We start from the raw sequence: 24665 nt of genomic DNA on the forward strand, positions 1-24665 counted from the left end.
CAAGCGATGGCAATGGAATCATCACGCCAAAGGCAATATGCCAATACGCAAATGGCCACGTCGATGGATTCCCATCACGTCCGCGCGATGATTTTCGCGAGCAGTGGCGGCGTGCGGTTCGCGGCCGGCGCGGGCCGCCACTATAGTTCATCCTGTAGCGGCAGCAGCCGCAGCAGGCTTTGGCCGACATGCTGGAGTGCGCTCATGTCGGGCTCGCTGTCGTAGGTGCGCAGCAGCCCGTTTTCGCGCGTCACCCACACCAGCCTCGGCTCCTCCCCAGCCGAGCCGGGTTCCAGCATCACCTTGTAGGCAATGTCGAGCAGCTTATCGTCCAGCCCCGTGCCAAGCAGGGTGCATAGCGCTTCGCTGTCGAGCACTACGCCCATCTCGGTATTCAGGCGGGCCGAGCGCGGGTCCAGGTTCAGCGAGCCGACAAACAGCAGGTGGCCGTCCACCATATAGCTCTTGGCGTGCAAACTTGCGCGGCTCTTGCTGATGAGGCTGCGATGGCCTTCGCGTGCCATTTCCGCATAGGCGGATGGCTTGAGCTCGTACAGGTCGATGCCTGCCGCCAGCAAAGCGCGGCGCGAGGGCGCGTAGCCTGCGTGCACGGCGCTCACGTCGGTGACCGCAAACGAGTTGGTCAGGATGCGTACGCGCACCCCGCGCCGGGCCAGGCCGGCCAGCCATTCGATCGACTTGTGGTCGGGCACGAAATACGGCGAGACCAGCGCCAGGTCCCGTTGCGCGCTGTCGAGCAAACGCGCCAGCTTGGGAATGGCGTGACTGGCGTTGTCTTGCGGCGGCAGCGTGACCTTGGCCGCCATATCGGCAATCACAGTGCCCCGTCCCCAATAGGCAGGCAGCTTGCCGTCCTCCAATGCTTGCGCCATGCCTGAAGCCAGCAGTTCTTTCGCATAGTCGCCGCCTTGGGCCTGGACCGCTTGTTCAACCAGGTATTGACGCAAGGCGTCTACTTCGGCCTGCGCGTCGGCAGGGGCGGGCAGCAGGCTGGCGGCGGGGTAGCTCGCCGGGCCATTCCAGTAATCATCGAATACGGCCGATACCTCGCGCACCACCGGGCCGCCGGCAAGCACATCGAGATCGCTGAAGTCCGTCGCCGGATCGGCGGAGAAATACCCGTCGCCGATATTGCGTCCGCCCACCACCGTAAGCTGATTATCGGCGGTCATCGATTTATTGTGCATGCGCCGGTCCAGGCGGCGGAAATCGGTGGCGAATTCCAGCCAGCGCGCATTGCGGCTGGCAAATGGATTGAACAGGCGCACCTCAATGTTGGGATGGGCGTCGATGGCAGCCAGCGCGCGATCCTGGCCGCTCAGGTGCAGGTCGTCGAGCAGCAGGCGCACCCGCACGCCGCGATCGGCCGCAGCGACCACGGCCGCCAGCAAGCTCTTTCCGGTGAGGTCACCGTCGAAGATGTAGTACTGCAGGTCCAGGCTGCGCTCGGCGCCGCGTGCCAGCGCCAGGCGCGCCACGAAGGCGTCCGGGCCGGATGGGAGCGGGTAGAACACGGATGCGCCGGGGTGCTGCGCCTGGCCCGCCGCCAACGCGCGTCCCAGGCGCGTGTCGGCGGTGTTGGCAAAGGCCTGGGATGGGGCGCGTCCGGCCGGGTCGGGCAAGCTGGCGCAGGCAGTCATCCAGGCTGTCACCGCGGCCATGCCGGCCAGCATGCCGAGCCTGCAAAGCCCATGAAGCCTGCGGCCATCGCGAGCAAATGCTATCGGCGCTCCAGGGATTTCCTCCCGGCAATGCGACATGGTGTTTCCCCCAATATTGGCATCGGCAGAACCCTCGCCGGTGGCGCGCTTTGCACGGTATCACCAGCCCAGTTGGCAGGGAAAGAAAAAATTCACGAGGCTTCTTCCCCCCCGGGGCATAGCCTGCTTGCTATAGGAGAAGGCGCGGGGGCTTGAATCCGGATCCGGGATTGTAGCGTATCAAACGCAGTGCCCTCGGTGAATCCGCTAGTGCCTCTATCGCTATCGCTATGGCACTGGCCGATTGCGCATCGGCGGGGATGCCACGGACACGCGAGAAAAGTGGACATTGCTCAGCATTGTGCCCTTCTTCTTATCCAGATGGCGGCAACGGTCGGAATGCCAGGCATGCCCGGCTGCCTTCTTTATCACATTGTCCGCACATTTTCCGGTATTGACACAGGGTTGTCGCCTGCCAGGACGGCCGGTGTCGTCCTTTCAAGCGCCTTTCGGTTCGTTGTCCAATTGCATCGCCGCCTCGTTGCGTGAACGCGCTGTCATGACGCATGCCAATGATGCAAACCAATGCCGCCGATGGCGTGCGCAAAGAAATACCGGCATACAGGGTATTACCTGAAACCCGCAATGCGATCCGGAATTCGAACGCTTCGGCACGCGCATTCCACCGTCCAATCGGACGCGCAATGCGTGTGTCCGCAGTCTTTACAATTCTTGTAAAAGGCCTGGCGGTTGTATCAACTTCTTACGCGATTGGATTTTCTTTAATCAAACGTGGTAGTCTTTGCCAGCAGAATTTACCCTATCATTGAATTAACACCGCTCCAGGAGAATCAAAATGGCGACTTACAAGCAGCTGATTGCAGAGAAGGAAGCGCTCGAAGCAAAGCTGGCTGAGATGCGTGCCAGCGAAGTGGCCGGCGTGATTGCCCAGATCCAGGGCCTGATGGCGGAATATGAACTGACGGCCGACGACATCGCCCCGAAGCGCCGCCGGGGCCGCCCGGCAGCCAGCGCAAATGGCGCCGCGGCCAAGCCCAAGGCCAGCCTGCCCCCGAAGTATCGCGATCCCAAGACCGGCGCCACCTGGACCGGCCGCGGCCGCGCACCGGCATGGCTGGGTAAGAACCGTGCCCGCTTCCTGATCGCCGAAGCCTGATCGCGCGGCAGTCGGCCCGGTAGTCCGGTAGTCCGCCAGTCATGTAGTTGCGCAGTGGCGCCGGCCCCGCCGGCGCTTGCCTGTGCCTTTGCCAGGCACTGCGCTCAGCCATTCCCCGAGCCTTTGCGCGCGGCCAATGGCGTCTATCTCCTCATCCCCCTGAACCGATATGAAAAAAACGCTGCTTTCAGCGTTATTGCTGGCTGCGTCCTTTGCCGCGCAAGCGGATGAGACACTGCTGTCCAGGCAATACGGGGCTTGCATGAGCCGTCCGGACGTCACCACGGCCGGCATGCATGCGTGCATCTCGGCGGAGACCGCGCGGCAGGATAAAGGCCTGAATGCCGCCTATCAGAGTCTGCAGCAGGGAATTGCACCAGCCAGGAAACCAAAGCTGCTCGACGCCCAACGCGCGTGGCTGAAATTCCGGGATGCCAATTGCAGCTTCCAGGCCGATCCCGATGGCGGCACCCTCGCTGGCGTCAATGCAGCCGCATGCGTGATGCAAATGACGGCGGACCGGGCCAAGGAACTTAGCGATTTCGCTGCTGAAGTGGCTGGGCGCTAGCCACGCGGAAGGATTCATGGCGTGAGAATTGTGCTGTTTTGAGCATGTTTCTTTATTGTCAAATAAAATTGTCCATTCTGTTCAAGACCTGTGGGATTGTCAAAGCCAGGTGACGGCGTACCATGTTGGCCACATCGTTGTTTGCCTTGACCGGAGATTTCCATGAGCCTGGATGCAGAATCCTTTTCGCTGCTGCGCGCGTCGGTGCAGCGTTTCATCGACGAACGCCTGAAGCCGGCGGAAGACACGCTCGAGGAAACCGACGACGTGCCGGCGGAGATCGTCGCCGACATGAAGGAGATGGGCCTGTTCGGGATCTCCATCCCTGAGAACTACGGCGGCATCGGCCTGTCGATGGCGCAGGAATGCGACGTGGTGTACGACCTCGGCCATACCGCATTTGCCTTCCGCTCGGTGTTCGGCACCAATGTCGGCATCGGCTCGCAGGGCATCCTGATGGACGGCACCGAGGCGCAAAAGCAGGAGTACCTGCCGAAGATCGCCAGCGGCGAGCTGGTCATCTCGTTCGCGCTGACCGAACCCAATGCCGGCTCCGACGCGGCTTCGCTGCAGACCAAGGCCGAGCTCGACGGCGATCACTACGTGATCAACGGCACCAAGCGCTTCATCACCAACGCGCCGCGCGCGGGCGCCTTCACGCTGATGGCCCGCACCGGCGGCGCCGGCGCTTCGGGCATCTCCTCGTTCATCGTGCCGGCCAACACTCCGGGCATTTCACTTGGCAAGCCGGACAAGAAGATGGGCCAGCGCGGCACCAAGACCTGCGACGTGGTGCTGGAGAACGTGCGCGTGCCGGCGGCCAACATCATCGGCGGCGTGCCTGGCGTTGGCTTCAAGACCGCCATGAAGGTGCTCGACCGCGGCCGCCTCCATATCTCGGCACTGGCTTGCGGCATGGCGCACCGCCTGATTACCGATGCGGTGGCCTACGCCAAGGAGCGCAAGCAGTTCGGCCAGCCGATCGGCGATTTCCAGCTGATCCAAGCCATGCTGGCCGATAGCCAGGCCGAGCTGTACGCCGGCTTGTCGATGGTGCGCGACTGCGCCCAGCGCTATGATGCCAAGACCCCGGGCAAGAGCGATCCGGAAGTCAGCATGCTGGCCTCCTGCACCAAGATGTTCTGCACCGAGATGGTGGGCCGCGTGGCCGACCGCGCCGTGCAGATCCATGGCGGTGCCGGTTATATCGCCGAGTACAAGGCGGAGCGTTTCTATCGCGACGTGCGCCTGCTGCGCCTGTATGAAGGCACCACGCAGATCCAGCAACTGATCATCGCCAAGCAGCTGCTGCGCGACTGATCGGAGGGCGCGCCCGCCTGCCGGCACGGCCGGCGGCCTGCGCGAGAGGGCCCGTGCCGCACTGGTGCCTCTTGCGGGCAGCGTGCACCCGCCAATCGACGCGCGCAATGCATTGTCCTGTCGTCTCAACGGAGGCTGCCCCGATGGCTATTGCCGCTCTCAAGGTTCCCGCCCGCAACGCCGGTTTTCCTTCCACGCGTACCCCGTTCCGCGACGATGCGGCGCCCTTGCAAACGGTGCCCGGCAACGACCACGCGGGCCCGAATAGCACCGCTCCCTGCTACCCGATCATCGAAGCGCTGATGGCCTGCGCCGCGCGGCCCGCCTGCACGCCGCTGGACTGCATCCGCCTGGCGCTCGATGCCGCTGGCGCGCTGGGCCGCGACGATCCGGTTTCCTCGGTCCAGCCGACCCGCCTGCAAAGCTTCGATGGTGCGCTCTATCGCACCGGCACCGGCGCCTGGACCATTCTCTACAGCGATAGCCTGGCCGCGCCGGATGTGCGCTTCATGATTGCGTACCTGCTAGGCCGCCAGCTTCTGGGCGGCAGTGAACTGGACTACGTGGAATGCGCCAACGCCGAGCTGATGGCCACGCCGGACGATGACTCGCCCGGCGGGCTCGCCTACGCCTTTGCCAGCCGGCTGACAATGCCGCTCAATGCCTGCCGCCAGGCCTTGCCTGGCGCGGTGGACCTGGACGTGCTGGACGCGCTGGCCGGGCGCCTCTGCCTGCCGGTGCATCATGTGGCGCGGCGCTGGCTGTCCTATACCTCCCACAAGGCCGTGCTGACGCTCAAGCGCGATGGCGCTGCGCTGGGCACATGGGCGAGCGAGACGGCGTTCGGGCTGCGGGCCGATGGCCTTGGTGGCGGCGCACGCCTGCGCACGGCGCCGCAGGCACTGCTGCTTGGCAATGGTGTGAGCATCGAGCTGGCCGTGGGCCCCAGGCACGTGGCCAGCCGGGCGGGCACGCCTCGGCGCGCTGCCTTTCCTGTCTGAGCGCGGTGGCGCGTCAGTGCTCGTGGTGCAGGTACCTGGCCTGCCGCGGCAGCCGGAAGCTGACCAGGAACACGATCACCATCATCGCCGTCACGTACCAGTAGAAGCTGGATTCATGGCCCAGCGATTTCAGGTCCAGCGCGACATACTCGGCCGAGCCGCCAAAGATCGCGTTGGCCACGGCATAGGCCAGCCCCACCCCCAGCGCCCGGATCTCGGTCGGGAACATCTCGGCCTTGACGATGCCGCTGATGGAGGTGTACAGGCTCACGATGGCCAGCGCGAGGGAGATCAGCACGAACGCGACAAAGGGGCTCTTCACGCTCCCGAGCGCCGTGAGGATCGGGACCGTGGCCAGCGTGCCGAGCGCGCCGAACAGCAGCATATTGGTACGCCGCCCGATGCGGTCTGACAGCGCGCCGAAAAACGGCTGCATGCACATGTAGAAGAACAGGCAGCCGGTCATCACATAGCTGGCCGTCTTGATGGACATGCCGGCCGAGTTGACCAGGTATTTCTGCATATACGTGGTGAACGTATAAAAGATCAGCGAGCCGCCCGCGGTGTAGCCAAGCACGGTGAAGAAGGCCGCCTTGTGATTGCGGAACAGCTCCGTGAGCGTACCGGCCTCCTTGCTCGCCCGGGTGGCGGCGGACGTCGTCTCATGCAGGGTACGGCGCAGGAACAGCGCTACCACCGCCGTGACGGCGCCGATCACGAACGGGATGCGCCAGCCCCAGGCTTTCAGTTCCGCCTCGTCAAGGAACTGCTGCAGCACCACCACCACGAGCACCGCCAGCAACTGCCCGCCGATCAGCGTGACGTACTGGAACGAGGAAAAGAACCCCCGCTGGCCCTTGAGCGCCACCTCGCTCATATAGGTGGCGGTGGTGCCGTATTCGCCGCCGACGGACAGCCCCTGCAGCAGCCGCGCGACCAGCAGCAGCGCCGGGGCCCAGGCGCCAATGCTGTTGTAGGTAGGCAGGCTGGCGATCAACAGGGAGCCGCAGCACATCATCGTCACCGAGATCAGCAGCGAGTTCTTGCGGCCATGCCGGTCGGCAATCCGCCCGAAGACCCACCCGCCGATCGGCCGCATCAGGAAGCCCGCGGCAAATACGCCGGCGGTGTTCAGCAATTGCGCCGTGGGATCGGATTTGGGGAAGAAGGACCCGGCGAAGTAAATGGCGCAGAACGCGTAGACGTAGAAGTCGAACCACTCGACGAGATTGCCGGAAGACGCGGCTACGATCGCGTAGATGCGCTTGCGCTTTTCCTCGGCGCTCGGCGGTGCATCGAGAAGGGGGGCGGACAGGTCGGTCATGGTTTGTCTCTTCCTTTCGGCATGTCGCCCACGCTAGAACGCCGTGGTGCGAGATCGGCACGCAGGATTCCAGTGTAGTGCGATTGTGCCGTGATGGCGGCACGGAGTGACCTGCCTTGCACTGCCTGGCATGCGGAAGTACGGAAGGTGAGGGAGGTACGGGAGGGGGAGGCTGGCGAGAAGGCGCGGCGCTCGTGGCGACGGCGCGCAGGCCGAAAAACGCGTCTGGCCGCATTGCGCGGCAGGACTGGCGCCGTGGGTCGCGGCAGCGGCGTGGCGATTGGCCAGGACCGCTGCGTTTGACGTGAATAACGCCTGTTGCTGTGTCTTGCTGTGTCTTGCGGTGTATTGCTACGTTTTGTCTGTGTTACTGCGCTTCTTGCGGCCAGACTCCGTCCACATCCCTTAGCAGATGGCCTGCCAGGATGTAGTCGCCCAGCCGGGTCGCCTTGGCTTCGAGATCGAGCAGTTCATGATCGGCCAGCGTGCCGAGATCGAACTGGCAATACAGGTTGCGCTGCCTGAAGGTGGTCTTGGTTTTAGCCAGCCCTTCGATCAGGGCTTCGCGCGAATGGACAGCAATGCTCTCCTGTCCGCGGTACTGCACTTTGATGCCGCGTTTCTCTCCGAGCCGGCCGAGTTCGACGGCATCCTGCCATCCGGTTTCATAGTCCAGCTCAAGCGCCAGCACATCTTTCGATGCGAGAAGCCGAAGCGCTTCTGCTTTGCTGCTAGCTCGCACTATTGACATCCACACCTCTTATATCGTCTTATACTGTACGAATATACAGTCAACGCGTCATTGCGGCAAGGGGTTGCCCCCAGTCCGTTCGGACTACTGTTTGGACTACTGCGCCAGCGGCGTCTTCCGCCGCCCTGCGTTGCTACTATTTTCCTCCAGTATTGCCCTTTAGGGGACGGCCACGGCTTCGTTTGCCTTACCGCCCTTACCGCCCGCCTTTATCGTCGCCCCGGCATTTTGCGCTGCCGTGACAGAAAAGTCCCCTGCATAGACATGCACCACCCGCGCCGGGTCCAGGTGCTTGCGGATGGCCGCGTTGACCTGTTCGACGGTCGCCGTGGCGATAGCTTGCTCGTACTCCGTGACAAAGCGCATGGTGCGCCCCAGAAATAGCTGGCTGGCCAGCGTGCCGGCCAGCGTGGAATCGCTGGTGCGGGCCAGCGTGCCTTGCTGCAGCAAGCCACTCCTGGCCTGTCCAAGCTCCTGCGGCGTGATGCCGGCGGCAGCCAGCCGCGATAGCTCTTCTTCCACGCCACGCTTGAGCTTGTCCAGGTTCTGCGGCGCATAGAGCGCTTGCATGCCGAAGCGCCCGTTGGTGTCGAGCGCGCCTACCTGGATGAAACTGCCGACACTGTAACTGATGCCGTCGCGTTGGCGCAGGCGATCCGCCAGCCGGCTCTTGAGCGCGCTCCCGCCGAACACGCGGTTGGCGATCACCAAGGCCGGATATTCCGGTGCATCGCTGGTCAGCGCGACCGGCAGCGCGGCCAGGTAGATGGCATTGGCCTTGTCCGGCGTCTCGCGGGTCAGGTGGGCCGGTGCCAGCCGCACGAAGGGGCGCTCGATGCGGGCATAGGGCGCTTGCGCCTGCCAGTCGCCGAACAGCGCGGCCAGTTGCGCCTCGGCCGCCTGGCGGTCGAAGTCGCCAACCAGCGCTGCCTGGCCGTGGCTCGCGCCATAGAAGCGCGTGTGGAAGGCGCGCAGGTCGGAAAGTTGCACTTGCCGCAGCGCCGCGATGTCCTCCTGCGGGGTACCGACATAGCGCGGATCCCCCATTGGGTAGGGATTGCCGTGACGGCCAAGCACGTTCGACGCGATCGCCTCGGGCTGCCCCAGGCCACTCTCGATGCCGGCGATGGCGTTGGCGCGCAGGGTCTCGAACTCGGCGGCGGCGAGGCTGGGCTCGCGCAGGATGTCGCGCAGCAGCGCCAGTGTGTCGGCAAGCGTTTCGCGCCGCGCTTCAAAACGCACGGTGACCGTCTCGGCATCGCCCTGGACCGACACCACGGCCCTGAGCGCGGACAGGCGGTCGGCGATCTGCTGCCGCTCCAGGCGGGCGGTGCCGCGCATCAGCATGGCCGCGGTAAGGCTGCCAACGGCATCCTGGCCTTGCAGGCTGGTGACGTCGCCCATGCGCAGGATCAGCGTGCCGTTGACGGTCTGGCCGCGGCTGGGTTTGGGCAGCAGCGCGAACTGCATGCCGTTGGCCAGCTTGCCGCGCAGCGTGTGCGCCTCGATGTTGTCCGGGCTGGGGTCGAAGGCCGCCACCGCGGCCTTGGCCGGCTTGCCCTGGTAGGCCGCCACCAGCGCAGCGATGTCCGGCGCCGCGGGCATGACCGCCCGGGCCAGCGTCTCGGCCGGCGCATCGCCGGGCATGTCGATCGGGATGAAGCGGCCGAGCGTGCGGTTGCTGGCGCGCAGGTAGTTCTGCGCGACCCGTTGCAGGTCAGCCAGCGTGACGCGTTCTGCCTGCTGGCGTGCCACCAGAAGCAGGCGCCAGTCACCCTTGGCGATGGCCTCGGATAAGGCGATGGCGTAGCCGGAAGGATTCTCCAGCAGGCGCTCGTAGCTGTTGAGCAGGCGCGTGCGGGCGCGGTCCAGTTCCACCTGCGTTACCGGCCGCACCGTGAAGCCCTCCACCTGCGCCACCAGCGCCTGGCGCGCGGCATCGAGGTCCTGCGTCTTGCTCAGTCCGGCGGCGAATAGCACCGAGCCGGGATCCTTCATGCCCGATACCGAGCCGGATTGCCAGCTGGCCTTGCCGCTCTCGACCAGCGCCTTGTACAGGCGGCCGCCCGAGCCATCGGTGAGGATATCGGCGAGCAGCTGCAAGGCGACCGTATCGGGATGCGCGCCTGGCGCGATGTGGTACTGCACCGCGACCAGTTGCGCGTCGCCGAGGCGGCGCAGCGTTACCTCGCGCGCGCCCTCCTGCGGCGGCTCCACGGTGTACTGGACTGGCAGCACGCGCGTGGGCCGGGGAATCGCGCCGAAGGACTTGCCGATGCGCGAGAGCGTGGCGGCCACGTCGAACTTGCCCGCCACCACCAGCACCGCGTTGTCGGGCTGGTAATAGCGGCGGTAGAAGTCCTGCAGGTTGCCGATGGCGACGTGCTCCACGTCGCTGCGCGCACCGATCGGCGCCTTGCCATAGTTGTGCCAGCGGTAGGCGGCCGAGCGCATCTGCTGCATCAGCATGCCGCCTGGATTATTCTCGGCGCGCTCCATCTCGTTGCGCACCACCGTCATCTCGCTATCGAGCGCCTCGCGGGCGATAAAGCTGTTGACCATGCGGTCCGCTTCCATCTTCAGCGCCCAGTCGAGGTTTTCCTCGCTGGCGGTGAAGCTCTCGTAGTAGTTGGTGCGGTCGAACGCGGTGGTGCCATTGAACTGCATGCCGCGGCGGGTGAGCTCCTGCGCGATGGTGTTGCCGGGCAACCCCGGCGTGCCCTTGAACAGCAGGTGCTCAAGCAAGTGCGCCATGCCGGTCTCGCCATAGTTCTCATGGCGGCTGCCGACCAGGTAGGTCATGTTGACAGTGGTGACGGGCTGCGCCGCATCGGGCGCAAGCAGCACGCGCAGGCCGTTGGGCAGCCGGTACTCGGTAATGCCCTCGACACTGGCCACTTCGACCGGCGCGGCGGAAGACAGCCTGGCCCCGGCCGCGAGTTCCGGCACCGCCGGGGCGGCAGGTACGGCGACGCTGAAAGTCAGGGCCAGCAGGCAGGAAAGGCACTTGGACGTGAGAGGCATGCGGAATTCAAAGTCTGGATTGGCTCCCTTGTCGCGGAGATCTGTGCGATTCTGCGGGGCGCGGCAAGGCAACGGCAAGGCCGCCCCGGTGGCTGATTCTAGCTGTTGCCAGGACCGCAGCGGCGTGTTGCTGCGTTTTTCAACCGGTGCGCAGTGAATTTGGGAATTTTCTGCACCCTTCAAGCCGTGGCAGCGCACCGGGTGTCCTGAACCAAAATTCGTTGCCTTCAGGTTCAGGACATCAAGAAGCGATACCCGCTGATTGCCGCTTCCGCTGCTACGACCGACCCAGGTCAACAGACCGGCAGCGCACCGGCATCATCCATCGCTACTCCCGCCCTCCGGCTCATCCATCGCGGCGGCCAGTTCGCTCAACACCAGCGTCTCGTGCGCAAGCACGGCCACCAGCGAAAGCAGATGGGCCTGGGTCTCTTCACCGAGGTTGCAGAAGGTGCCGCCCGCCGCGTTCTCGACGGCAACCGACAACAACGCGTTGAGCTGCGCGGTCTTCTCGGCGGCAAGGCTTAGCGGGCTTTCGGATGGGGCGTGCGCGGTCAGGAAGGTATCGCGGCCTGCGCGCTGGGCGGTGATGTTGTAGCGCGGGTAGTTATACATCGAGCCCCCTGCGTTGGGATGCGCGCAGGCGCTGGCAGATGATGGGGAGCTTGGTGGATGCGATTTGCCAGGAATGGGCGAGCGAAGACTGGGGCATGGGAGTGCCTCCTCTGTCAGAGTACTTTGACTCCGCTTTCCGCTGCTAATCGGGGTGGGCGGGCGCAAGGCGAGGTTAGCAGACCGGGACAGAGATCCGGCGAGCCCGAAGGCTCCCCCGCCTAGGCCCGCCCGTAAGGACGTGCAGAGGCACGACGGACGCAAAAACGCCGCCTGGTGGCGGCTGTCCGCCTCTGTCATCCGGGCTGCTAAACCCGGCCGCTGTGGTTGCAGCGACGAGCCAAGTATAGCGTGGGGCAATGCAGCCTAACCCAGCCGCAACAAAAAGTCACACCGGCTACACCATCCAACCGCAACCTGCGCCAGCCGCTTGGAAAAAGTCCCCCTGCTCACGACAAACGCCGCCCCAACGTCTCGGGCACCATGGCAAGCCCGATCAGCGAGACAACCCCGCAGCCCATGACATAGAGAGCGGGCGCGTTGGGGTTGCCCGTGACCTGCATCAGCATGGTCGAGAACAACTGCGCGAAGCCGCCGAACAGCGCGATCGCCACGTAATAGGTCACCGACATGCCGGTTGCGCGCAGCCGCTGCGGCAGCACCTCGCTGACCAGCACCATCGTGGCAGGAGACGTCATCGCCATCGGTACGGCGAGTAGCCCCACCACGATCAGCAGGCACGTCAGGGATGGAAAGCGGTTAAGGAGCGAGAAGGCGGGATAGATCATGACGAGCAGCGCCACCCGGGACCACCACACGACCTTCCGGCGCCCGACGCGATCGCAGAGCCAGCCGGACAGCGGTGCGAACACCGCCAGCACCAGCGAGGCGACGAAGCCTGCCCAGATGGCATCGCCGCGCGAGATGTGCAGCTGGAAGGTCGCGTAGTTGGCCAGGTAGAAGGCAATGACGTGGACCGAGGCCGCGAGGCCGATCATCAGCAGCACGCTCGCCAGCAACTCGCGCCAATGTGCCCTCAACAAACGGCCGCCAACCCCCTTCTTCGACACCTTCTTCGGCTCCGGCACCAGCGTCTCCTCCAGACGGCGCCGGATGACCTGGCCAATCGGAATCACCAGAATGCCAATCAGGAAGGCGACGCGCCACCCCCACTGCCAGCTGGTGTAGAAGCCGCGCGAGCGCTCATCCGCATACTCGAGCAGCATCGCGCTGGCGGAGCCCATCTCGCCGCCAATGGCAAAGCCCTGGATCAGGCGGGCGAGAATCATCAGCACGGGGGCAAGGACGCCGAGTTGGGCATAGGGCGGCGTCAGCACCAGAATCAGCGCGCTGAAGGCCATCAGCCACATCGAGAGCACCACGGCTGGCTTGCGGCCGACGCGGTCGGCATACGCACCGATCACCAGTCCGCCCAGGGGCCGCATCAGGTAGCCGGCCCCGAACGTGCCGAAGGACAACAGCAACTGGCCGAGCGGATTGCCGACGGGAAAATACAGGGGAACGATCAGCAGCGCGAAGAAGTTGTAGACACCCGAGTCATACAACTCCAGGGCGCCACCAATGGTAATGGCCGAAACGGCCGAAACCTTGGATAGCGGCTTGCGTGCTGTCGCGTTCGGCGTGGCGCATGGGGATGTGGCTCCCATCGCGGTTGGCTCAGAGGGCATTGGTGTCTCCTGCCTTGCGGCGGTGGATCAGCGAGTACATGGCTCGCTGTCGGTAGTCGTTGCTGAGCGGATGGGTATCTCAGAGTCGAAGATTCAGTTCCCTGACCATGCTTGACCAGCTCGCCTGCCTGAGGGTCGGTTTCTCCGCAGCAATCCGCGTGGCGACACCGACACTGGCGCCGGCCGGCCAGGGTACGATCATCCGGATCGGGCGGCTGGGAAAGGTATCCGCTAATCCAGGCGCACTCCCGATTGCTTGACCACGCTGGCCCATTTCTTTTGCTCGGCAGCGATAAACGTGCTGAACTGCTCGGGGGTGTTGCTGGCCGGTTCATAGCCTCTGCCGATCAACTGATCGCGGACAACTGGCATGTTCAGGGCCTTCCCGATTTCCGTGCTGAGGCGAACCACGATCTCCTTCGGTGTCCCGGCAGGCGCCACCAGGCCATACCATTCGCTCGCCTCGATACCGGGAAACCCCGCCTCCGCCATGGTCGGCACATCAGGCAGCAAGCCCAGTCGCTGCTTGCCGGCGACTGCGATGGCTCTGATCTGGCCGGATTTCACGAACGGCAGCACTGCGGGAAGGCCGTGAAACATCATCTGGATATGGCCGCCGACCATGTCGGTCAGCGCCTGCGGCCCCCCTTTGTAAGGCGCGTGGATGACGTTGATGTGGGCTGCTCCCTTGAATGACTCTCCGATCAGGTGCTGTTGGGTCCCCGGCCCAGGAGATGCATAGCTCATCCGCCCCGGTTCCGATCTGGCGCTGGCCACCAGTTCCGTCACTGATTTCGCCACCGCTGGATTCACCACCAGCACATAGGGTGAACTGGCCAGCAGGCTAATCGGTACAAAATCCTTGCTCGTGTCGAAGGGCAGGTTGCTGTAGAGGCTTGGGTTGATCGTCATCGGCGCGCTTGCCACCAGCAGCGTATAGCCGTCCGGCGCCGCCTTCGCGCCCATGCTCGCGCCGATATTGCCGGTGGCGCCGGGACGGTTGTCCACCAGGACCTGCTGGCCAAGGCTGATGGAGAGCTTCTCCGCAACCGTACGGGTGACCGAGTCGACGCCGCCGCCAGCCGGCCACGGCACGATGATGCGGATCGGCTTGTTTGGGTACCCACCCTGCGCCCAGGCGCAGGGGACGGTAGCAGCGAGTGCAATGGCGGACAGAAACAGGCCGGCGCGGCGCAGTACGAAGTTCATCACGGTCTCCAGTCTTTATCGTGTTTTGATGATGCCCTACACATAAATCTGCCAAATATGCCTATTGGCACGCTGCCTTTAACTCAGGCATTGGCCTTGCGCTTCGGCCTGGCTTCGCCCGGGACGCCCTGTGCATCGGCCCACTGCGCCATCAATCGTTCCCACCTGGCCCGCACCGGCACCAGATTGCGCGCCTTGACATGGCCATAGCCGCGGATGTCTTCCGGCAGGCGCGCGATTTCCAGTGCCAGATCGAGATTCTGTTGCGACAGCGTCTGCAGAAGCGCTTCGATGCTCTTTCGGTACTCGCCAATCAGCGCTCGTTCCACCTTGCGTTCCCCGGTGTAGCCGAACGCGTCGAACGGGGTACCGCGCAGGCCTTTCAGCTTGGCCATCACGCGCAACGCGGTGCGCATCCACGGACCGAATGGCCGCTTGACGAGTTCGCCCTTCTCGTTCCTCCTGGCCATCATCGGTGGCGCCAGATGGTGGACCAGCTTGAAGTCGCCCTCGAACATCGCGGCAACCTTCTCCATGAAGGCCGGGTCGGTATGCAGCCGCGCCACCTCGTACTCATCCTTGTAGGCCATCAGCTTGAACAGGTAGCGCGCGACCGCTTCGGTGACCTTGCTGCTGCCAAGGGCCGACTCCACCGCCTGCACGCTGGTGACAAAGTCCTCGTACTGCGCGGCATAGGCGCGGTTCTGGTAGCTGGCGAGGAACTCGGCGCGCTTGCCGATGAAATCGGCCAGCGATGGCTTCCTGACGAACTGGACCACCTGGGCATCGGCAGACCGCACCGGCACCTTGGCCAAATCGTGCGCGCAGTGCCGGCCCCACTCAAAGGCCGCCTTGTTGTTGTCGACCTGCACGGCGTTGAGTTCGATCGCGCGCATCAGCGCTTCACGCGACAGCGGCACCCGGCCCTTTTGCCAGGCGTAGCCGAGCAGCATCAGGTTGGAGTAGATCGACTGGCCGAGCAATTGCGTCGCCACTTGCTCGGCATCGAAGATGCCGAAATGGCCGGCCTCGACGCCTTGCGCAATCGCCGCAATGGCCTGGTCGCTGTGAGACTGCCAGTCCGGATCGCGGACAAAGGCCGAAGTCGGCGTCACGTGGCTGTTGAGCACGACGAAGGTGCGGCCGTGCGACATGGTCGCCAGCGTTGCCTTGCTGGCGCCAACCACCGTATCGGAGGCGATCACCAGGTCCGCCATGGCGACATCGACGCGTGTTGCGTGCAGGACGTCGGCCTCGTTGGCGATCTGGATGTGGCTCCAGGTGGCGCCACCCATCTGCGCCATGCCGGTGGCATCCTGCGTGATCACGCTCTTGCCTTCCAGGTGCGCCGCCATGCCGAGTACCTGGCCGATGGTGACGATCCCCGTCCCGCCGACGCCCGCCACGACAATGCGCTGGGCCTTGGCGGCATCCGGCAGCTTTGGCTCGGGCAGCGCCGGCATATCGGAGAGCTTCGTCTTGCGCGCTGCTTCCGGCTTCTTGAGCTTGCCGCCCTCCACCGTGACGAAACTCGGGCAGAAACCCTTGACGCAGGAAAAATCCTTGTTGCAGGTGTTCTGGTTGATCTCCCGCTTGCGGCCGAACTCGGTTTCGAGCGGCTGTACCGCTACGCAGTTGCTCTCGACTGAACAGTCCCCGCAGCCTTCGCAAACCAGTTCATTGATGATGACGCGCTTGTCCGGGTCGACCATCGTGCCGCGCTTGCGTTCCCGCCGCTTCTTGGTGGCGCAGGCCTGGTCGTAGATGATCACGGTGGCACCCTCGACCACGCGCAACTCGCGCTGCACGGCATCGAGCTCATCGCGGTGGCGTATGGTGACACCCGGCGCCAGGTCCTTGACGATGGCATACTTCTGTGGCTCGTCGGTCACCACGACAATGCGCTTCGCTCCCTCCGACGCCAGTTCTCGCGTCATGCCCGGCACGTCCAGTTGCCCGTCGACCGGTTGCCCGCCCGTCATGGCGACGGCGCTGTTGTAGAGGATCTTGTAGGTGATTTGTAGAGGATCTTGTAGGTGATATTGACGCCGGCATTGATTGATTGCCGCACCGCCAGTGATCCGGAGTGGTTGTACGTGCCGTCGCCCAGATTGGCGAACATGTGCGCGCGCTTGCTGAACGGCGCCTGCCCCATCCAGGGCACGCCCTCGCCGCCCATCTGTGTCCACGACGTGGTCGAGCGGTCCATCCAGACCACCATGCCGTGGCATCCGATCCCGGCCATGGCAATCGATCCGTCCGGCACACGGGTGCTGGTGTTGTGCGGGCAACCTGGGCAAAACCACGGCAGACGGTCGGTGCCGCGGCCGCGCAGCAGCCAGTTTTCCGCCGGCTTGCGGTGGCTCCATTCACCGCCGGCGCCTTCACCGTCGGCCGGCTCGTACTTGCCGATCACGTCAGGCCGCGCGTCGGCGCGATAGTGGTACAACTCATCCTTCAACTGCTGCTCGATGATCGGGCGCTTTTCCTCGACCACGAGGATTTCGCGCAGGCCGTGCGCAAACTCGCGCACGCTCGCCGGCTCAAGCGGCCACACCACGCTCACCTTATGGAGCCGCACGCCGATGGCGCGGCACACGGCATCGTCCAGGCCAAGATCGGCCAGCGCCTGCCGGGTATCGCTGTAGGCCTTGCCGCTGGCGATGATGCCGAAACGGTCGTTCCGCCCTTCAATCACATTGCGGTTGAGCCGGTTGGCGCGGATATAGGCAAGCGCCGCCGGCCACTTGATCTCCATCATCCGCGCTTCTGCCGCTAGCGGATCGTCGGGCCAGCGGATATGCAGGCCGCCCTCCGGCCTGGCAAAGTCCTCGGGCAGCAGGATGTGCACCCGGCCGGCATCGGTCACCACCGATGCGCCCGCCTCCACCACCTCCTGCACGGTCTTCATGCCGGCCCACAAGCCGCTGAAGCGGCTCATGGCGAAGGCATGCACGCCCAGGTCCAGAATGTCCTGCACGCTGGCAGGAAAGAACACCGGCAGCCCGCAAGCGATCAACGTGTGGTCGCTCTGGTGCGCGAGCGTGCTGCTCTTGGACACGTGGTCGTCTCCGGCCAGTGCGATCACACCACCCAACGGCGCCGTGCCTGCCAGGTTGGCGTGCTTGAGCGCGTCGCCGCTGCGGTCCACCCCTGGGCCCTTGCCGTACCAGATGCCAAAGACGCCGTCGTACTTCTTGCTCTGGGCATCGAACTCGAGTTGCTGCGAGCCCCACACCGCGGTCACGCCGAGTTCCTCGTTGACGCCGGGCTTGAAGACGACATGATTGTCAGCGAGGTGCTTCTTGGCCTGCCACAGCGCCTGGTCGTATCCGCCAAGCGGAGAACCCCGGTAACCGGAAATGAATGCGGCGGTATTGTGGCCGGCCAGCGCATCGCGTTTGCGCTGCAGCAGCGGCAGGCGCACCAGTGCCTGGACGCCGCTCATGAAAGCGCGCCCCGTGTCCAGTGCGTACTTATCGTCGAGCGTGACGATTTCCATCGCTTTGCGTGAGGCGTCTGAGAGAGGAGCATTCATAGGACTGGTACTCGCCAATGATGTTGTGGGGAGGGCGACCATCGCCCGCCGGGCTCGCAAGGACCCGGAATGTCTGGCACTTCGGTGCTGATGCTGATGCTAGTGCTGATGCTTATGTCGGGAACCGCACGCCGAGCTGTTCGCCAAGCGCGCTTAGCTCCTGCGCGATCGCGGCGGGCAGCACGATGCCGTGCTCGCGTGCCTCGCGCTCCAGGGCGTCGCCACGATTGCCAGGCAGCCGCGCGTCATCGCCGCCCGCGCAAAGGTAGGCCTCGGTCCACTGCTGCATATAGTCGCCAAAGGGCGCCTGCCCGGCGAAGGATTCTGGCTTTACCAACCACAGGAAACCGTCCTGCATGGCGGCGGCGCGGCCCTGCGGGATACTGCCGGGCTTCGGCGCGTGAGGCGCGGCGGTGGCCGCCAGGGCACCGGCGAGGCACTCCACCATCATGGCAATGCCGATGCCCTTGTGCCCGCCCATGGGCAGCAGCGACCCGCCCAGCGCGCGCTTGGCATCGGTGGTGGGCCGGCCGTCCGCATCCAGCGCCCACCCCTCCGGGATCGGCTTTCCCTCACGCGCCGCGAGCAGGATATGGCCACGCGCGGCCACGCTGCACGCCACATCGAATACGATCGGGGCTTGCCCCGGCAGCGGGCAACCGAATGCAATCGGGTTGTGCCCGATCGCCGCACGCGGAAATCCCTCCATCGCGAGCGCCGGCGGCGTGCGTTGCCCGATCATGGAAAAGGCTCCAGCCTCCGCCGCCAGCAGGGCGTGGATGCCGAGCGCCCCCAGATGGCCGCACGATTGCAGCACGATCAGTACGGACGCGCTGGTCTCCAGGGCTTGCAGTCCCAGGCGCACCGCGTAAGGGCCGGCGATCTGCCCATGGCGCCATCGGCCTGCAGCACGACGCCGCCGGGGAAGGATCGATATGCCATCTCCGGCCGGGGATTGAACTCGTTCGCCCGCAGCCGCTCCACATAGGACGCCAGGCGAGTCATGCCGTGTGTCTTATAGCCCCGCAACTCGCTGCGCACCAGGATGGCGGCGGCTTCGGCGGCTTGCTCCGGCGGCACGCCGCAGCCTTCGAGTACCCGGGTCGTCCATTGCTCAAGCGCCTGAACGTTCCAATGCGTGCTCATGAGGCCTTCTCCCGCACCACCATGAGGCGCTCTGAAAACGGGCCAGAATAGACCGTCTGGTAATACAGGGGGCGGTCACGCAACGTATAGCCACGCAGCTCCATGACAAAGCCCGGCTGCCCGGCTTCGAGACCGAGCTCGCGCGCTGCTGCCGACGGGATTTCGTCGAATCGCATCCACTGGTCCACGCGCAGCGTTGGGAGCGCCAGGCGCTGCCCGAGCAGTTCCCGCAGGTTCTTCTCGAGTTCATCGCGCTCAACGCCGCCCAGTTGCGCGAACTCCTCCTCGCGCAGCCAGAACTCGCTGTACAGGTCGAAGCGCCCGCCCACATTGATGATGCGTTCAATGCGAACGAAGACTTCGCCATCGAGAAACTCCGACCACGGCCCTTTGCGCTTGAGCCGCTTGACCGAGCGCGCATGGACGTAGGAAGGCAGCTCGTTTCCCTCGGCATCGCGAAAGCGCAGGTAGCGCACATCGGCAGGCGCGACCCTGGCGCCCGAGACGAAGGTGCCGCGGCCCTGCTCGCGGGTGATCAGTCCGGAGTTCGAAAGACGTGCCAGCGCCTTCTGAATGGTGCCCACGCTGACGCCGTGCGCCGTGGCAAGCTCGCCCTCGGAAGGCAACCTGTCGCCTTCGCGCAGCGCGCCGGATTCAATGGAACGGATAATGGCGTCGGAGACGCTGATCAGCTTTGTCATGTTGACTCAGAGGCTAAGTGCAAATCGACTGATTGCGGTTTCCCTGATGTCGAGTATCTCGCTGCTGAGACGGGTGCCTGACGCCACGTCCATGGCGTAGGCATACAGCCGATCGCCCACATCCGAGATCTTCTGTCCTTTCTCGAGGATCCCGCTTGCGTCGAAATCAATGTTATCGGCCATGGTTTCCAGCGTATTGACGTTGCCGCAAACCTTGACCGTCGGCGCGACCATGCTGCCGATCGGATTGCCAACTCCGGTACCAAAGAAGGTGAGCTGGCAGCCGCCGGCGGCAAGTGCACTCAGATTTTCCACTGCTGCCGCCGGAGCGTCCATGAAATGCAGGCCTTTTTTTACTGGGGCCTCGCCGTAGCGCAGCACGCCGACCAGTGGGCTCGATCCGGCCTTGGCCATCGCGCCCAGCGCCTTCTCCTCGACCGTGGTCAGCCCGCCGCGCTTGTTGTCGGGCGAGGGCTGGGATTCGGGCATGTCGACGCCGCGCTCATCGCGAGGTTCTCCATGCCGCGGACCGCCTTGACGAAGGCATCCCTCACCGCATCGTCGACGGCGCGTTCTGCGAAGAGGTGTTCCGCGCCGATGAACTCGGACGTCTCGGAAATAATGATGGTGCCGCCTGCTTCGATCACCCGGTCGGCCAGGCGGCCGATCGCCGGATTGCAGCTCAGGCCCGAGGTGGTATCCGAACCACCGCACTCGACGCCCAGCACCAGGGCTGAAACCGGGCAGGGTTCGCGCCTGGCACGCGAGGCCGCAAGCGATAGCTTCAAGGCCTTGCGGGTGCCGGCGGCAACGCAATCGATCGTGCCATTCGGTTGCAGATGCACCGTTTCCACGGGTTTTCCCGTAGTCCGGATGCGGCGCGCCACCTCCTCCGTCGACGAATCCTCCAGCCCCACCAGCAGCACCGCGGCGACATTGGGATTGCGTCCCAGTCCTGCCAGCGACTCATAAGCGAAATCCAGGTCGGCGCCGAACTGCCCACGCACGAACAAGGTGGTGACGGGGATGCAGCCGCTGACGGTTTGCGCGATGGTGCGCGTGACCGGGTTGCAGTTGTCCATCACGGAAATCACCGCTACCCAGTTGCGTACGCCAACCGTGTCGTTCTCGCGGCGGTAGCCAAGGAATGTCATTGCCATTTGCTTACCTCTTTTCCAGATCGCCGCGGGCGCGGGTCGACTCGATGTTGTGCACGTGCAGGTGTTCGCCAGCCTTCAGGTTCTGGCTGGCCCGCCCGATGACCTGGCCGTACTTCAGGACATTGGCGCTCTGCGGGGTATCCGCGATACAGACCTTATGGCCGAACGGCACATCCTGGAGCAGGGTCATCTGGCCCGAGCCCTCTCCTTGCAAGGTGCAGGGCTCGCCGGCACTGCCGGCATCGAGCAGCGTGGCGACGTTGTCCGCCTGGTTGAGTACGATGGCACGTGGCATTTGCTGGATTCCTATATAGGTGTTTGATGTACTGTAGTTAACGAAAAGCCATAGTGTCAAGGTTTGGTGGGGAAATCCACTACTCGATCAATGAAGTCCTATATAGAAGTTCTTGACAGCAAGACGCGCTGTGCCTATCTTCACAACAAGGGCGGCACGGCCGTGCACGCCAATTCAGGAGACAAGGCATGAAGGTGGCTTCCCACATGGAGAAGATTGCGAAGCTCGAAGCATTGCGCAGGCGCCTCGATCCTCTCCAGGACTTCGAGCTGTGGTTCTGGACCGGGATGACGGCTGGCACGCACGCCGTCAATGCAGCACTCCATCATGCCGCCGTCACGCTGGACGACGACGTGTTCCCGACGCAGCCAGGCGCCTACCTGGTGCCACAGCCGGACGGCTCGCTGCGTGCGGCGTTCCGCCCGCTCGGCGATGTGCTGCACGTGGGCAGGCCGAAGATCGATGACCCGGTCCCGGAAGATGTGGCGGCGATGATGCATGCGATGGAGATCGTCGAACGCCATCGGGATCCCTGCCTGCGCGAGGGGGTGGCGCCGACGGCGGCCATTGCCGGGGAATGCGATGCTGCCCTTGCCCGCTGCCTGCAGCTACTGGCCAGCCGGATGCACGGAGGCAACGATGCACGTTGACGCTCACATCGCCATCGCGCGCCGGATCGAGCGCTCGCTGCAGAAGTGCGGCCCTGCCGACTACGAGATCAAGATCGAGGCCGCCATGCTGGCGGGCACGCACTGGTTGAACGCCGCGCTGCATCGCCTGCGTGCTAACCAGCCGGATAGCGATGTCTTTCACACCTACCTGCTGACCATCAACGAGTTCCGCCGGCTCAGCATCGCGGACAGCGAGTTGATGCAGGCGTTGGCAGACATCGAAGATATCCGTCCGCCCTTTGTCCGAGGCAACCGGACGGGCGGCGAGCGCGCGGCCGAGCGCGCCCTTGAATTGCTAGCGCTGATTCGCGCCAAGGCGCTCGCCAGCGAATAACCAATCTACTGCAGCACCATAGGAAAAGGAGACAGCAGTGAAAGCAGTACGCGTAATACCGAGCCCCACGGGCGGCAAGGTGGAAATACAAGACATCCCCGTTCCCGCTGTTGGCGCCGGCCAGGTTCTGGTCAGGGTGCGTGCCGCCGGTCTGAACCGGGGCGAGATCAACCAGGCCCGCGAATTGCGCACGGGCAACACGATCACCACGGGCGTCGAGTTTGCGGGCGAGGTGGAAGCGCTCGGCGAAGGCGTGCACGGGTGGCGCGAGGGGGATCGGGTCATGGGCCACGGCCGTGCGTGCCAGGCCGAGTATGTGATTGCCGATCCACTGGCGCTGATGGCCGTGCCCGAGGGTCTTTCCTGGATCGACGCCGCGGCGTTCCCCAATGTCTTCATCACGGCCCATGACGCAGTGGTGACCAATGGCCAGTTGCGCGCGGGCGATGCGGTACTGATTAACGGCGCGTCCGGCGGCGTGGCCATGGCCGCGATCCAGATCGCTTCGCTGCTGGGCGCCAAGCCGGTGATCGCCACATCACGCTCGGCCGCCAAGCTCGATCGCCTGAGCCAGTTCGGTGTCGACGTGGGCATTAATGCCTCGAGCGAATCCCAGGTCGAGGCCGTCATGGCGGCCACCGGCGATCGCGGGGTGGATCTCATTATCGACACCGTGGGCGGCCCGGTCTTCGAAGACAACATGAAAAGCCTCGCGGTCAAGGGACGGCTGGTCAATATTGCCCGATTGGGTTCGAACACGGCGCAGATCGACCTGAGCCTGCTTTGGCTCAAGCGGCTCACGTTGGTTGGCGTGACATTCCGTACCCGCTCCGAGCAGGAACGCCTGGCGTGCATCCAGGCCTGTGCGCGCGACATGCTGCCCTTCCTGGCGGCTGGGCGGATCCGCCTGCCGATCGACCGTACCTTCCCGATGACTGCCATTGGTGAAGCGCACGCCTATATGCAGCAAGACCAGCACGTCGGCAAGATCGTTCTTGTCGTGGAGTAATCCCGCATTCCCCTACAGATTCGAGAAACGAACAGGAGACATCCATGAGTAGTATCCAGATCACACCGCTCACCGGCTCGGTTGGCGCGTCGGTGGAAGGCGTCAATCTGAACGAACCGACTAGCAATGCGGCCTTCGATGTACTGCATCGGGCGTTCCTTGAATACGGCGTACTGGTCTACCGCGGCCAAAGGCTCCAGCCCGAGGCTCAGATCGCATTTGCCAGGCGCTGGGGGAAGCCGGTGCAAAACAATCCGCTGCTCAAGGGGCTGTCGGACTTCCCCGAACTCGCCCAGGTCACCAAGATTCCCAAAGAGACGGCATCTACCGAGGCCTGGCACTCCGACTCCATCTATACCGAGGTGCCGCCAAAGATCTCCATTCTCTGCGCCGTGGTGGTACCGCGCGGCGGAGACACGATGTGGTGCAATCAATATCTGGCCTACGAGCGCCTGTCGCCCGCAATGCAACGCATGCTCGAAGGCCTGCGCGTGCGCTTCACAGGACTGCGGCTCGCCCGGATGACGGGGTCGGATGCGGTGCCCTCGGCGGTCCACCCGCTGGTTCGCACCCATCCGGAGACACACCGCAAGGCGCTCTATGTGGGGCATCCCGACACGGCTCACTCGATCGAGGGCATGACACCCGCCGAAAGCCGGCCTTTGCTCGACTTTCTCTACGCACACTCGACCAGCCCCGATAACGTCTACCGCCATATGTGGCAGGAAGGCGATGTCGTGATGTGGGACAACCGGTGCACCATGCACTACGCCGTACACGACTACGGCGAGGCCGAGCGCATCCTGAACCGGGTGACGCTCGAAGGCGAAGTCCCCTGTTGACCTGTTGACCTGTTGACAAGCAGCGGGCCCGGCGGTGCATTCGCGGCCGGTGCCCTTGTTGTCGGCGGTGTCTTTCCCGCAAGTCCCGATCGAGACCCTGTCCCCAGATGCTAGTAACGGCTTCGCGCAAGCCACGCGGGCTCTCCATGATCCGCCAGGGTCCCGCGTGGGGAAGCGCTTCTTGAACTGAAGGCGCCCGGCAGTCCGGTCACGAGGCCGCCGGACGACAAGACAAGCGCATAGGAGAATACACAATGCAGATGGGTATCCCGACAGAAGTGCGGGCAGGCGAAGCACGCGTCGCCGCCACCCCGGAGACAGTCAAGAAGTATGTCGCACAGGGCCATCAGGTGATCGTGCAAGCCGGTGCGGGCTTACGCGCCAGCCAGCCCGACGCTGCCTACGAGGCGGTCGGCGCCCGCATCGGCAGCGCCGCCGACGCCTTGGGCGCACAGCTGGTGCTCAAGGTCCGCGCCCCGACCCCGGCCGAGCTGGCCCGGATGAACGAAGGCGCGGTGCTGGTCGGCATGCTCAACCCCTTCGATGCGGAAAACAAGGCCCGCATGTCCGCCGC

Annotated in this window: 18 protein-coding genes and 4 pseudogenes; 10 read left to right on the plus strand and 12 right to left on the minus strand. The window is 64.5% G+C overall.

Annotated elements, in window-relative coordinates; all coding sequences use genetic code 11:
* Positions 1-140: 140 nt before the first annotated feature.
* Complete coding sequence (locus tag OR16_RS19815) at positions 141-1694, minus strand: phospholipase D family protein (RefSeq protein WP_006159730.1); 1554 nt, start codon at positions 1692-1694, stop codon at positions 141-143.
* Between the two features lie 599 nt (positions 1695-2293).
* On the opposite strand from OR16_RS19815, the gene OR16_RS43590 reads away from it, so the two are divergent.
* From OR16_RS43590 to OR16_RS19835, 5 genes are all read left to right on the plus strand, one after another.
* Positions 2294-2551 carry a hypothetical protein gene (locus OR16_RS43590; RefSeq protein ID WP_141639893.1) on the plus strand — a complete coding sequence of 86 codons (258 nt, stop codon included), beginning with the start codon at positions 2294-2296 and terminating at the stop codon, positions 2549-2551.
* A gap of 26 nt (positions 2552-2577) precedes the next feature.
* Positions 2578-2898, plus strand: a complete 321-nt coding sequence (locus OR16_RS19820; RefSeq protein ID WP_006159731.1) for an H-NS histone family protein — start codon at positions 2578-2580, stop codon at positions 2896-2898.
* 169 nt (positions 2899-3067) lie between these two features.
* Positions 3068-3466, plus strand: coding sequence for a lysozyme inhibitor LprI family protein (locus OR16_RS19825; protein ID WP_043420381.1), 399 nt, complete (start codon positions 3068-3070; stop codon positions 3464-3466).
* Between the two features lie 162 nt (positions 3467-3628).
* Positions 3629-4786, plus strand: a complete 1158-nt coding sequence (locus tag OR16_RS19830; RefSeq protein WP_006159733.1) for an acyl-CoA dehydrogenase family protein — start codon at positions 3629-3631, stop codon at positions 4784-4786.
* Between the two features lie 143 nt (positions 4787-4929).
* The gene (locus OR16_RS19835) at positions 4930-5787 is read left to right on the plus strand and encodes a hypothetical protein (protein ID WP_006159734.1); all 858 of its coding nucleotides are present in this window, start codon (positions 4930-4932) and stop codon (positions 5785-5787) included.
* Positions 5788-5800: 13 nt separating this feature from the next.
* On the opposite strand, the gene OR16_RS19840 is transcribed toward OR16_RS19835, so the two are convergent.
* The 11 genes and pseudogenes from OR16_RS19840 to OR16_RS19890 form a co-directional block, all read right to left on the minus strand.
* Complete coding sequence (locus OR16_RS19840; RefSeq protein ID WP_006159735.1) at positions 5801-7111, minus strand: MFS family transporter; 1311 nt, start codon at positions 7109-7111, stop codon at positions 5801-5803.
* A gap of 367 nt (positions 7112-7478) precedes the next feature.
* Positions 7479-7862: a hypothetical protein gene (locus tag OR16_RS19845; RefSeq protein ID WP_006159736.1), complete on the minus strand. Its 384-nt coding sequence runs from the start codon at positions 7860-7862 to the stop codon at positions 7479-7481.
* 159 nt (positions 7863-8021) lie between these two features.
* Positions 8022-10886, minus strand: a complete 2865-nt coding sequence (locus tag OR16_RS19850) for a M16 family metallopeptidase (protein ID WP_006159737.1) — start codon at positions 10884-10886, stop codon at positions 8022-8024.
* A gap of 318 nt (positions 10887-11204) precedes the next feature.
* Positions 11205-11501, minus strand: a complete 297-nt coding sequence (locus OR16_RS19855; RefSeq protein WP_006159738.1) for a hypothetical protein — start codon at positions 11499-11501, stop codon at positions 11205-11207.
* 446 nt (positions 11502-11947) lie between these two features.
* Positions 11948-13186 (minus strand): MFS transporter, encoded by a 1239-nt coding sequence (locus OR16_RS19860; protein WP_050983032.1) that lies wholly within the window; start codon positions 13184-13186, stop codon positions 11948-11950.
* A gap of 231 nt (positions 13187-13417) precedes the next feature.
* Complete coding sequence (locus tag OR16_RS19865; RefSeq protein WP_006159741.1) at positions 13418-14395, minus strand: tripartite tricarboxylate transporter substrate binding protein; 978 nt, start codon at positions 14393-14395, stop codon at positions 13418-13420.
* An 83-nt stretch (positions 14396-14478) separates the two neighbouring features.
* Positions 14479-17933 (minus strand): annotated as a pseudogene (locus tag OR16_RS19870) (indolepyruvate ferredoxin oxidoreductase family protein).
* Positions 17934-18045: 112 nt separating this feature from the next.
* Positions 18046-19079 (minus strand): annotated as a pseudogene (locus OR16_RS19875) (Ldh family oxidoreductase).
* Positions 19076-19780, minus strand: coding sequence for a GntR family transcriptional regulator (locus tag OR16_RS19880; RefSeq protein WP_006159742.1), 705 nt, complete (start codon positions 19778-19780; stop codon positions 19076-19078). Before OR16_RS19880 ends, OR16_RS19875 begins: the two are co-directional and overlap by 4 nt.
* Positions 19781-19786: 6 nt before the next feature.
* Positions 19787-20940, minus strand: a pseudogene (locus OR16_RS47750) (UxaA family hydrolase).
* Between the two features lie 4 nt (positions 20941-20944).
* Complete coding sequence (locus OR16_RS19890) at positions 20945-21235, minus strand: UxaA family hydrolase (protein ID WP_006159743.1); 291 nt, start codon at positions 21233-21235, stop codon at positions 20945-20947.
* Positions 21236-21423: 188 nt separating this feature from the next.
* Between OR16_RS19890 and OR16_RS19895 the strand changes: the two genes are divergently transcribed.
* The 5 genes and pseudogenes from OR16_RS19895 to OR16_RS19915 all read left to right on the plus strand — a co-directional run.
* Positions 21424-21885: a hypothetical protein gene (locus OR16_RS19895; protein ID WP_006159744.1), complete on the plus strand. Its 462-nt coding sequence runs from the start codon at positions 21424-21426 to the stop codon at positions 21883-21885.
* Complete coding sequence (locus tag OR16_RS19900; RefSeq protein WP_006159745.1) at positions 21875-22240, plus strand: hypothetical protein; 366 nt, start codon at positions 21875-21877, stop codon at positions 22238-22240. The genes OR16_RS19895 and OR16_RS19900 overlap by 11 nt, the downstream gene beginning before the upstream one ends.
* A gap of 37 nt (positions 22241-22277) precedes the next feature.
* Positions 22278-23249, plus strand: coding sequence for a zinc-binding dehydrogenase (locus OR16_RS19905; protein WP_043420385.1), 972 nt, complete (start codon positions 22278-22280; stop codon positions 23247-23249).
* Positions 23250-23293: 44 nt separating this feature from the next.
* Complete coding sequence (locus OR16_RS19910; protein ID WP_006159747.1) at positions 23294-24091, plus strand: TauD/TfdA dioxygenase family protein; 798 nt, start codon at positions 23294-23296, stop codon at positions 24089-24091.
* A gap of 254 nt (positions 24092-24345) precedes the next feature.
* Positions 24346-24665, plus strand: a pseudogene (locus tag OR16_RS19915) (NAD(P)(+) transhydrogenase (Re/Si-specific) subunit alpha); the annotation flags it as partial.

This window comes from Cupriavidus basilensis OR16, from assembly GCF_000243095.1.
Lineage (GTDB): Bacteria > Pseudomonadota > Gammaproteobacteria > Burkholderiales > Burkholderiaceae > Cupriavidus > Cupriavidus basilensis_D.